This window comes from Arenibacter antarcticus (assembly GCF_041320605.1).
Lineage (GTDB): Bacteria > Bacteroidota > Bacteroidia > Flavobacteriales > Flavobacteriaceae > Arenibacter > Arenibacter antarcticus.
Window position 1 is genome coordinate 2,083,789 of the sequence record NZ_CP166679.1, and the last position, 11,592, is coordinate 2,095,380.

10 protein-coding genes are annotated in these 11,592 nt (G+C 40.1%); all 10 read right to left on the bottom strand.

Annotated elements, in window-relative coordinates:
* Positions 1-4: 4 nt before the first annotated feature.
* Complete coding sequence (proB, locus tag KCTC52924_RS08530) at positions 5-766, bottom strand: glutamate 5-kinase (RefSeq protein ID WP_251806305.1); 762 nt, start codon at positions 764-766, stop codon at positions 5-7.
* A gap of 151 nt (positions 767-917) precedes the next feature.
* Positions 918-2,045, bottom strand: a complete 1,128-nt coding sequence (locus KCTC52924_RS08535; RefSeq protein WP_251806306.1) for an aspartate aminotransferase family protein — start codon at positions 2,043-2,045, stop codon at positions 918-920.
* Between the two features lie 53 nt (positions 2,046-2,098).
* Entirely contained in the window at positions 2,099-2,893 is a 795-nt protein-coding gene (proC, locus tag KCTC52924_RS08540) for a pyrroline-5-carboxylate reductase (protein ID WP_251806307.1), read from the bottom strand.
* A gap of 128 nt (positions 2,894-3,021) precedes the next feature.
* Positions 3,022-3,996 carry an N-acetyl-gamma-glutamyl-phosphate reductase gene (argC, locus tag KCTC52924_RS08545; RefSeq protein ID WP_251806308.1) on the bottom strand — a complete coding sequence of 325 codons (975 nt, stop codon included), beginning with the start codon at positions 3,994-3,996 and terminating at the stop codon, positions 3,022-3,024.
* Complete coding sequence (gene argG, locus KCTC52924_RS08550) at positions 3,989-5,179, bottom strand: argininosuccinate synthase (RefSeq protein WP_251806309.1); 1,191 nt, start codon at positions 5,177-5,179, stop codon at positions 3,989-3,991. Before argG ends, argC begins: the two co-directional genes overlap by 8 nt.
* A gap of 47 nt (positions 5,180-5,226) precedes the next feature.
* Positions 5,227-5,847: a GNAT family N-acetyltransferase gene (locus KCTC52924_RS08555; protein WP_251806310.1), complete on the bottom strand. Its 621-nt coding sequence runs from the start codon at positions 5,845-5,847 to the stop codon at positions 5,227-5,229.
* Between the two features lie 218 nt (positions 5,848-6,065).
* Positions 6,066-7,427, bottom strand: coding sequence for a glycosyltransferase 87 family protein (locus KCTC52924_RS08560; RefSeq protein ID WP_251806311.1), 1,362 nt, complete (start codon positions 7,425-7,427; stop codon positions 6,066-6,068).
* Between the two features lie 248 nt (positions 7,428-7,675).
* A complete protein-coding gene (locus KCTC52924_RS08565; RefSeq protein WP_251806312.1) occupies positions 7,676-9,160 on the bottom strand; it encodes a cellulose synthase family protein in 1,485 nt (494 codons plus the stop codon).
* A gap of 3 nt (positions 9,161-9,163) precedes the next feature.
* The gene (locus tag KCTC52924_RS08570; protein WP_251806313.1) at positions 9,164-9,853 is read right to left on the bottom strand and encodes a glycosyltransferase family 2 protein; all 690 of its coding nucleotides are present in this window, start codon (positions 9,851-9,853) and stop codon (positions 9,164-9,166) included.
* A gap of 148 nt (positions 9,854-10,001) precedes the next feature.
* The gene (locus tag KCTC52924_RS08575) at positions 10,002-11,585 is read right to left on the bottom strand and encodes a 4Fe-4S dicluster domain-containing protein (RefSeq protein WP_251806314.1); all 1,584 of its coding nucleotides are present in this window, start codon (positions 11,583-11,585) and stop codon (positions 10,002-10,004) included.
* Positions 11,586-11,592 lie beyond the last annotated feature (7 nt).

Sequence of the window (11,592 nt, forward strand, 5' to 3'; positions counted from 1 at the left end):
GTGTTTATTTTATAGTGGTAAAAGTCGTTTTGTTCTCAAGGGCATTAATGATAAAATTGTCCTCAATGCCGTTTAGGATCCAGGTTTCTATATTCGCTTTTTGTGCAATGGTGGCGGCTTCGATCTTAGATTGCATCCCTCCAGTTCCATGCGAGGATTTAGAGTTGTTTATTTCTTTTTCCAGCGTAGCCAAACTATGGACATGCGTTATGGTCTTTGGATCATTATTGTCTATAGATTCCTTGGTGTAAATGCCATCGGTATTGGTGGCTATGATCAACAAGTCCGCCTTGATCAGGGCAGCGGTAAGTGCCGCAAGTTTGTCATTGTCTCCAAATTGAATCTCGTCTGTTGCCACGGTATCGTTCTCGTTAATAATCGGGATAAAATTATTGGCAACTAATACATTTATGGTATTGCATATATTTTCTTTGGAGACTTCTTTTTCAAAATCGGAGTACGACAATAGACATTGGGAGGTAAATAAGCCCAATTCTCTGAAATTCTCCTGGAAAATTCGCATTAAATGGGGTTGCCCGATGGAGGCCAAAGCTTGTTTTATTGTTATTTCTTGCCCATTGTGCTCTAATTTCACAAATTGTTTGGCAGCGGCAATGGCGCCAGAACTTACGATGATAAATTCGTACCGGTCATTTAGTTTGGCAATCTGTCTGCCTATATCCTCAATTTTTCCTCGTGAAATATGATCGGTTTCCTTGGTAAGGGTATTAGATCCTATTTTTAATAAAATTCTTTTTCGTTTCATGTTCCTTGCTTTTTCACCAATTTCTTAGAGGAGTTATCTAGCTTTATCAACCCCTTTTGGTTCTCCTCAAGAATTAACTGAAGTACAGTTTTCAAGAGTTTCACCACAGGGTTTGGCGCCGTATTCCTTTCTGATATGGCAAAATACTAATTTATGCGAGCTCTTTTTTTAGGGCATCAAAAAATTGATCTAGATTTTCCTTGGTAATATTCAGTGCCGGTAATATTCGCAATACATGTTTGTCGTTAGCGCCTCCGGTGAACATATGTTGGTTGTGGATCAGTTTTTTTCGCAGTTCCGATACCTCAAAATCAAATTCGAGCCCCAACATAAGCCCCATTCCCTTTACTTGTTTTACTTGGGGAATGGCAGCGGCCTTTTTCTTGAAATATTCGAAAAGTGTGGCCGAGTTCTCTATGAGGTTTTCTTCTTCAATAACATCCAATACGGCCAGCCCTGCAGCACATGCCAAATGGTTCCCGCCAAAAGTAGTGCCCAAAAGTCCGTAGGAGGCTTTTATACTTTCGTGGATTAGCACCCCGCCAATCGGAAATCCGTTACCCATACCCTTGGCAACGGTGATAATGTCTGGTTGAATGTTGAAATGTTGGAAGGCAAAGAATTTACCACTCCTGCCATAACCGCATTGTACCTCGTCTGCAATAAGAAGTACCTGATGCTCCTTACAGAGTTTGGCTATATTTTCATAAAATTTCTGAGAAGGCATATCCAAACCACCAACACCTTGGATGGATTCTATGATTACCGCACAGACATCGCCATTGCTAATCTCACTGATAAAGGCCTGTAGGTCATTAAAAGGGAGAAAGCTTACCTTTTGTTGTTTGTTGAGTGGGGCATTTATTTTTTCATTATCGGTTACGGCTACCGCTGCCGATGTTCGGCCGTGAAAACCATTTTTAAAGGCAATGACCTTGGACTTCCCATTTTGAAAGGATGCTAATTTTAAAGCATTTTCGTTGGCTTCTGCCCCAGAATTGCAGAGGAAAAGGTTGTAGTCCTCACAACCTGAAAGTTTCCCCAATTTGGTTGCTAATTCTTCTTGTAGGGGATTTTGGATGGCATTGCTGTAAAAACCAATTTTGTCCAATTGATCTTTAAGTCGGTTTATATAGGTGGGATGGGAGTGCCCAATGGAGATTACGGCATGTCCTCCATAAAAATCCAAATATTCCTGTCCCTTATCATCAATAACCACAATTCCTTTGGCAGCGACTGGGGTTACATCGTAAAGCGGGTATACATCAAATAATTTCATCTGTTCCAATAGTTGTTTGTTCCTGTGGGTGTCTGCCCATAGGGTTAATAAGGCTACGCCTTTTTAATTTCGTTTATTTTATCGAAGGAGGCTATAATTCCCCTGATCAGGGAAGAACTAAGGCCTTGGTGTTCCATTTCATTAAGTCCGGATATGGTACATCCTCTGGGTGTGGTAACCTTGTCAATTTCTCGTTCTGGATGACTATCCGACTCAATTAACAAGCTTGCCGCTCCATTACAGGTATGCATCGCCAACTCCTGTGCTTCTTTGGCATCGAATCCCAACTGTATAGCCCCTTGGGTTGTAGCACGTATCAGTCGCATCCAAAAGGCAATTCCACTGGCGCAGATTACTGTTGCAGCCTGCATCTGATCTTCGGGAATTTGCATAGAATGCCCCATTCTATTGAAAATGGCTTTGGCCAACTCTATTCGCTTTTGCCCTTTCTCATTGCTACAAATACAGGTCATGGATTTTCCGACAGAAATGGCTGTATTGGGCATGGCCCTAATAATATAATGGTCTGGCCCAATAATTTCTTCCATTCTAGCAATGCTGAAGCCTGTAATGGTAGAAATGATTACGTGTTTTTCCGTAAGGAGGTCCTTAACCTCTGCCAAAATTTTTACAAAATGCCCAGGTTGAACCGCAAAAATCAGGATATCGGCTTTGCTGACCGCCTCTTTGTTGTCGGAGGTGATACTTACAATTCCATATTTTTCAATTTCCTTCAAGTCGCCCAAATTCCTCTTGGTAAGGATCATAGAGGTGGCCCCATTGGTGCTCAAAATGCCCTTGGCAATGGACAATCCTAAATTTCCGGCCCCTATTATGGCTATTTTCATTCCCTTAAATTTAATAATTATCAAAATGGATTTTTTTAAAGTAATGCCATTTCGTAAAGTTTGATGTTTTGGTTACTGGCGGAGAATAGAGTATATAAAAATTCAACGCCATGGTTTTTCTAGGGCGGTTAAAATACGCCTGCTTTTAATTGCAATCCTGCATTTTCTTCAAATCCAAAGGCTAGGTTCATATTTTGTACCGCCTGTCCCGATGCTCCTTTTAAGAGGTTGTCTATGGCGGAGGTAATCAGGAGGGTATTATTGTGTTTGTGCAAATGAATATGGCATTGGTTGGTATTCACAACCTGTTTTAGGTTGATGTCCTCTTCCGTTACCTGGGTAAATGCGGCATCCTTATAAAAATCGGCATACAGGGCATAGGCCTCCTCTAGGCTTCCTTTGAAATCCGTATATGCGGTTGCCATGATTCCCCTAGTAAAATTCCCCCTATTGGGCAGAAAGAACAGTTCGCCAGTGTCTTGTTGTAGGCTATGCAAGTTTTCCTCTATTTCCCCAAGGTGTTGATGGGTAAAGGGTTTGTACCATGATACATTGTTGTTTCTCCAGCTGTAATGAGATGTAGGAGAAAGGCTTACTCCTGCTCCGGTACTTCCAGTTACAGCATTAATATGAACCGGGTTTTCTAATAATTTTGCCTGTGCCAATGGCAACAATGCTAATTGTATAGCTGTGGCAAAACAACCTGGATTGGCAATGTGCCTTGCAGTTTTAATTTCGTCTTTTTTTAATTCTGGTAGGCCATAAACAAAAGTTTTACCATCCAAAATAGAATCTGCCGCCAACCTAAAGTCGTTACTTAAATCTATGATCCTAGTATCCTTGGAAAATTGATTTTCCTTAAGAAATTTGGTAGAATTTCCATGACCAAGACAAAGGAATACAGCATCTACATCAGGGTTTACGGTGCCAGTGAACTTTAGGTCCGTTACCCCCAAAAGGTCAGGATGAGCGGTTGTAATTTTCTTGTTGGCTCTAGTGGTGCTGTAGACAAAGTTGATTTCCGTATTGGGATGGTTCAAAAGTATTCTGATGAGCTCGCCGCCGGTATATCCCGATCCCCCTATGATTCCTACTTTAATCATTTTGTGGATTTACGTGATTGTATATTTTTCCCGAATTGGAAAGTATCTTTATAAAACCTTTGGCGTCGTCTGCAGTCCAACCTTTATTCATTTCCCCATAACTGCCAAAAGAGGCGTTCATTAGGTCGTGGGGAGAAGATATGCCATTGAGTTCAAATCGGTATGGATGGAGGCTAACAAAGACATCTCCCGATACGTTTTTCTGGGTGTCGGTGAGGAATACCTCTATATTCCGCATCACCTCGTCCAAATAGTTTCCTTCGTGCAACAACATACCATAAAAATTCCCTTGTTGTTCCTTTTGAAACTGTTGCCATTTGCTAAGCGTGTGTTTCTCTAATAAATGATGGGCCTTTATGATGATAAGAGATGCAGGAGCTTCAAAACCTACCCGTCCTTTTATACCAATAATGGTGTCACCAACATGAATATCGCGCCCAATGGCATATTTGGAGGCAATGGCTTCTAGCTTTACAATATTGTTTACAGGGGTGTCGTTTTCGCCATCCAACGCAATTAGTTCTCCTTTATGGAAGCTTAATGTGATTTGGGTGGGTTCTGTTTGCTGTAATTGGCTAGGGTAGGCACTGTCGGGTAATGATTTGTGTGAAGTAAGGGTTTCGTCCCCGCCCACGGAGGTACCCCAAAGACCTCGGTTGATAGAGTACTTGGCTTTTTCCCAAGGATAATCTACTCCATTGCTTTTTAAATACTCAATTTCTGCTTCCCTAGCCAGTTTATTATCTCGGATAGGGGTAATAATCTCAATTTCAGGAGCAATAATCTGAAAGATCATATCAAATCTAACCTGATCGTTTCCGGCGCCGGTACTTCCGTGGGCAATATATTTAGCACCTACCTTTTTAGCGTGGTTTACAATTTCGATGGCCTGTACAATACGTTCTGCACTTACCGATAGCGGGTAGGTATTATTTTTCAGGACATTCCCGAAAATTAAATACTTTACCACCTTTTCATAAAAGGTCTGCACGGCATCTATAGAGGTGTAGCTAGTAGCTCCTAATTCCAATGCCTTTTTGTGGATACTGTCTATTTCCTCATTGGAAAATCCGCCAGTGTTAACACTTACGGCATGTACTTCAAATCCTTGGTCCTTTGATAAATATTTTGCGCAATATGAGGTGTCTAATCCTCCACTGTAGGCCAATACTAATTTTTTCATCTTACTCGTTTATGTATAATTTCTGGGATTGCAAAAGTTGCGATCCCTTATTTAGTTTTTTTACTTAGAAATAGGCTTTCTTTAATACTTTTCAATCGTTTAAAAGCCTTGGAATTTATCTTTTCCGTGCTGTTTTCCTTTGCTTTTATTACGGGGTCGTATAGCATCCCTGTACAGAGGCACATTTTCTGTTCCGTTCTGGTCAGGATATCAAAGTTCTTACAGGTCTGGCACCCTTTCCAAAATTCTGGATCTGTAGTGAGTTCGGAAAAGGTAACTGGTTTATAGCCCAATTCGTAGTTCATCTTCATCACTGCCAATCCGGTAGTGATACCAAATATTTTAGCATCGGGAAACTTAGATCGCGAAAGATCAAAAATCTCTTTCTTTATCTTTTTGGCCAATCCTTGATTTCTGTAATCCGGGTGAACGATGAGTCCCGAGTTAGCTACGAATTTCTCGTGTCCCCAGACCTCTATATAGCAGAACCCGGCAAATTTATCACCGTCCAATGCAATTATGGCGTTTCCGTTATGAAGTCTTTTTTGAATATACTCTGGGGTACGTTTTGCAATCCCAGTACCGCGTACCTTTGCCGATTCGGCAATAGTATCACAGATGATTTCGGCATATTTAAAATGGGAGTCGTTAGCAATAACAATCTTCATTGAATGTTGCTTTAAATTAAAATTATAATTTGATGTTTTTTGAGAGCGGAAATGGACTCACCTATTTCCATGATAGAATTGCACCCTTACGGGCGACGACGTGTAGGCGTAAATGAATAAGCAAGGTTAGCAACCTTGTTATAATTTGATATGTATTCTTTGTTATTCATTGTTAAAATCAAAAGTACAAATAAAATTGATTTATCGTATTGCAATTCTCAATTTTTGTGGAATAGCAGATTTTTATTTTGTAATCTAATAATTTCATAAATCATAAAACCATATACTGCAATATATTCAATGATCAGTAATATGGTACTTTCCTTATATTCTGGATTAGAGTAGGCCCAATAGCTTAAAAAAATAGTAATAGACCATATTAACGGGAATCTAAATTCTGTAAACAGGCTAAGGAGTACCAGAAATATAATGTACCATGGGTGTACGGTGGCGGACAAGAAATAATAGAAACTAAGGATCCATAACATGGAAATTATTAGCGTGTTCACTTTTTTGTTGTTCCGGATGAAAGTGATTAAGGCGACCCAGCTAATAATTATGATCGGAGTAATTTTTCCATAAGTTTTAATGAGTTCCCATGGCTTTGCGTCCCACTGGACTCCAATGTATTTTACGAGATTATAAATTCCTGCATTAAACTCAAAATTGGAAAACCACAGTCCTATAGTCTGGGAATAATTGGTGATAAATTCTGGCGCGTAAAAGGGGAGGGCTAGCAAAATGGAAACTCCGCCCACCACGGCATAGAACAGCACACTTTTTTTAAAGCCATAGTATTTTATAAAAAGGGGTAGAAATATTAAGGGGACAAGCTTAATGGAAATAGATAGGGCATATAGTACCCCGGCCAAAATCCATTTATTTTGATGTACGAGGTATAAGGACCAAATAAAAAAGAATAGCATTACTCCTTCAAAATGAAGATTTCCTGTCAGTTCCAGGATGACCAATGGATTTAAGAAATACCAAAATATAAGATATGTGGGTTTATTGAGCTTCTGAAGCAACTTGCGTCCAAAATAGAGGACCCCTAAATCGGCAAGAATTACAATAATACGCATGACTATTATACTGCCCATTGTACTAGTGCCTGTTAGTAAGGTAGATATCGCAAAAATAATCTGGTTTAATGGGGGGTAATTACTAAAATTGGAGGCACTTAGGTCGCCCATTCCGTGATACAATTCCATGGCATTGGGAATTTTACGATGGATATCTAGGAGTAGGTCTTTGGGCAAATGCAAATAGGGATTAATGCCATTGATGATTAATTGCCCGTCCCAAACAAACCTATAAAAATCCTGAGAGAGGTTAGGTTCGGAAAAAAGTAGTACTAGCCTGAACAAGGTTCCAGAAACAACTAGAAATTTAAAATTCCATTTTTCAAACTGTATCAGTTTATAGCATAAAAAGAAAAGGGCGAAATATAGGGTAATTAGTTTTATAAAATCTGTTCGTGGTAAATGGTAACCGAAAACACTATAGAACAGGATGGTAGTAAGTACCATTAAAATTGGAAATCTGTGCAGCTTCCAATAAGAAATGGCTCTTTTATTCATGGGGTATAAATGATAAATGGTATTGGTTGACCATTACTTGGCCATACATCAAATTTAAATCAAATATAACCAAATAGGAGTATATGAAAGGGAGATTCTACTAGTTGGAATTGCTGGTGGTTGTAGAAATTGACTATTGGAATAGGTGCCTAAAAAAAGGGTCCGGTTTCCTAAAGGTATATGGAACCGGACCCTTACTGTTTTTAAATCGTACAATCCACAGATTATCCGAAGTTTATCCTGTTGTTTTATGCGCGTGCAAAAAGGGATTTAAAGAATACGTACCCAAAGCCTAGGAAAAGCATAAAATGGAAGGGAAACAACCCAAAATCGTTTAAGGGAATAGCGCTATACATTCCAAAAAGGAAATAAAGCATTAATGCCGCTTCCAAGATCATGTTGGGAGACAATTTAGTGGTTAAATACTTATTGCCTTTCCAGCTGTCCTTGATGTTGTTCAGGTTAAACTTAGGGGTTCTTACAAATTCACTCCTCTTCCCCATATGGCCTTCCAATACGGCAATAGAATTGTGCAATGAAAAACCGAGTGCTACGGAGAAAAAGGTGAAGAAAATCCTTATATAGTCCACAAAACTATCTAAACTACTGCCTTGAATACTCTTATAGGTAAACCAATAGCACACAAAAAGGATGATGGTACTTAGGATAAAAAACTTGGTGGCCTCAAAGATCCACCCCAAATGCTCGTACGTGTTTTTAATGTACATCATGGGGATGCTTAAAAGTGCTACCAAAAATACGCATAGGAACATGGAGCTGTTTAGCAGGTGCATAACTCCGTGAAACTTGGTTTTGAATGAAATGTTTTTTGCGCTAATAACGCTCCAAACGGTCTTTTTAAAGTTTTCTGCACCCCCTTTGTTCCAACGAAATTGTTGGGACCGTGCGGCACTAATCACTACTGGAAGCTCTGCAGGAGTTTCTACATCTTCCAAATATTTAAATTTCCAGTTCTTTAATTGGGCACGGTAACTAAGGTCCAGATCCTCTGTTAGGGTGTCCCCCTCCCAGTTACCAGCATCCAATATACATTCCTTTCTCCAAATACCAGCTGTGCCGTTAAAGTTGATAAAATGTCCTTTGGCATTTCTGCCCACCTGCTCCAATGTAAAATGGGCATCCAAAGCAAAGGCTTGGATTTTGGTAAGTGTGGAATAATCTCGGTTGATGTGTCCCCAACGGGTCTGTACAACACCAATCTCCTGGTCTTTAAAGTATATTACAGTTTTCTTTAACCAATCACTGGAGGGAAGGAAGTCGGCATCAAAAATGGCGATAAATTCTCCCTTGGCAGTTATAAGCCCTTCTTTTAAAGCGCCTGCTTTAAAACCTTGCCTATTAGTTCTTCTTATATGTTTTATATCCAGTCCAGTTTCCTGCAATGCTGCAATTTGTTTGGCAGTATCCAATACAGAATCGTCCGTGGAATCGTCCAAGACCTGGATTTCCAACTTGCTCTTTGGGTACTCTATTTTGGCAATGTTCTCCAACAAGCGTTCCATTACATATTCCTCGTTGTAAACAGGTAGCTGAATAGTGACGTAAGGAATTTCTTTGGGATCCAGTAAATTGTACTTAGGAGCTTCCTTATTTTTTCTTTTGTGACCCAAATAATTGACCAATAAATTTAACTGAGCCAAACTATAGAAGAAGATTAAAAGTAAGGATATACTATAAACGGTAATGATAAGATAAGTAATTGTTATTCCCATTTTTTATTTTAAACTGTATTTAAATATCCAACCTAGGATTTTTGCGCCTGCAAATATACTTCCTTTTAACGTTCCTGATACTTTTGAAACCCCAATTCTTTTTTTGTAACGAACTGGTACTTCGGTATATGTAAAACGCCTTTTAATAGTTTTTAATTGCATTTCTACAGTCCAACCGTAGGTCTTGTCCTCCATTTCGAGCGCCATTAGCGTTTTGTACTTAATTGCCCGGAACGGACCTAGGTCCGTAAACGTGGCTCCAAAGAACCATTTCATCAAGGTGGTAGCAAGTGCATTGCCAAAAATCTGTTGTGGTGTCATAGACCCATCCTCCCTTAACTCCTTCACCCTAGCACCTATAACCAAATCAATGTCGTTGTCCAAAATAGGCTGTACCACTTTGGAAAGCTCCTCGGGATAGTCAGAATAATCTCCATCCATAAATACGATAATATCGGGTGGTTTGGATTGTTTGGACAGGTGATTTATTCCCTTAAGGCAGGCGTAACCATATCCTTTTCGGTTTTCGGTGAGGACCGTGGCCCCGGCAAGCTGTGCATTCTTGGCGGTGTCATCCGTAGAATTGTTGTTTACAACAATCACTTCCGAAACTATTTCTGGGATTTCATGTATTACTTTGGCAATAGAGTCGGCTTCGTTATAAGCCGGGATAATTACTTTGATGTCCGTCATTATATTATTTGAAGGGGATTTTTTGGTATTTGTCCTTCCTAATTCAATTTGTTTTCTAAGAAAGATTGCCAACAATGGCCTTGCTCAATAGAATGGAAAGCAAATGGCATTAATTATAGGCATTGGCGGTGCAAAGGTATCATTAGTTTTATGATTTTTTATTCACCAATTCCATTAAGTCTACATCATTGCCTAGTAACACTTCGGTGGGATTGATTCTGCCTTTTAAAGGGCCATTTTCCAAATTTAATACTCCTCTGGGACAAACAGCGGAACATACTCCGCAGCCTACGCAGCTAGATCTAACAATGTTTTCTCCTTTCTGTGCATAGGCCCTAACATCAATACCTTGTTCACAGTAGGTAGAGCAATTGCCACAAGATATACATTGGCCACCGTTGGTAGTGATCCTAAAGCGCGATTTAAATCGTTGAACGAATCCCAAATATGCGGCAAGAGGACATCCAAAACGGCACCATACCCTGTTGCCGAAAATTGGATAGAACCCGGTGCCGATCACCCCGGCAAAAATGGCTCCGATTAAGAAACTATAGGCGCTCTGTACGCTCTGCGTCTTTATGCCTATTACAGTACCAGACTGTGTAAAAAAGCTGTACAGGGTCATAAGGGTCATTCCTACGACAAAAACAAGTACTCCGTGTACTAGCCAGCGCTCTACCTTCCATGAAAACAAAGATTTGCTGGAATGTTGACGGTAAGGGTCCCCCAGGGTTTCGGCCAATCCCCCACATCCACATACCCAGGAACAATACCATCGCTTTCCAAAAAAATAGACCATTACCGGAACTACAACCAAAGTGAGCACAATCCCCCAAACCAAAATAAATAGTCCAATTCCACCACTGTTCAGTAGCGACCTTAGGTTCCATTGGAAAAAGAAATCAAAATCCAAGGGGAAGATATTCTTAAAATCGTAATAGGGCATTTGTAAGCGCACCATAATCTCTGGGATCAGAAAGGCAAAGACAATCTGAAAGAAAAGCACGGATGTGGTCCTGACCATTTGATAGGTGTTGTGTCGGTATTTTATATACATCCGTACGGCCATTACACTCATCACAGTGCTGTACATAAACCCGTAAACAAACCAATGTCCAGCTGGGTTTCCGCTTAGCCATTGGCTAAGTGGATCCAGGGTGTAGGTCCAATTTACTGCATATTCCGGTCGGAAATAAAGTACTAGGTAGAAAGAGACCAAAAATATAAAGACCAACCATGCGATCCAGCCCTTGTTGGTGGCGTTCTCATGATAAATACCGTCATTTTTAATACCTTTTTTACCCAATAAAATTACATTGGGAAGGATAAAAAGAAGTGCGCCAATAATGGCTAGGCCAAAAGTGAGGAACCACATCAATATCTTGTTGGATACTATAAAACCCTCACCCGAAATTTTGGCAAAAGTAGCGGCCATATCGTGAGGACTGGTATACATAATTTTGTTGTATTCCTTATTCTTACGGTGTTGGGCGTTGGTGTTTTCTAGAGCAGACGTGACTTTTGACGAGAGCGCGCCTATGCCATTAAATTCTTTGCCTACCACATTGTTCTCCATTTCAGTGACAAAGAGTTCGCTCTGGATATTCTGTTCCTTTAGTACGGTTTGTAAACTTTCCCCGCTTAATGTGAAGGTGCCGGTCAATGGCAGGAGGGCAAATATTCCCAAACCGACCAGAAAAATGAGTAGGCCTATATTCTTTATTGCTTTCATTATTTTG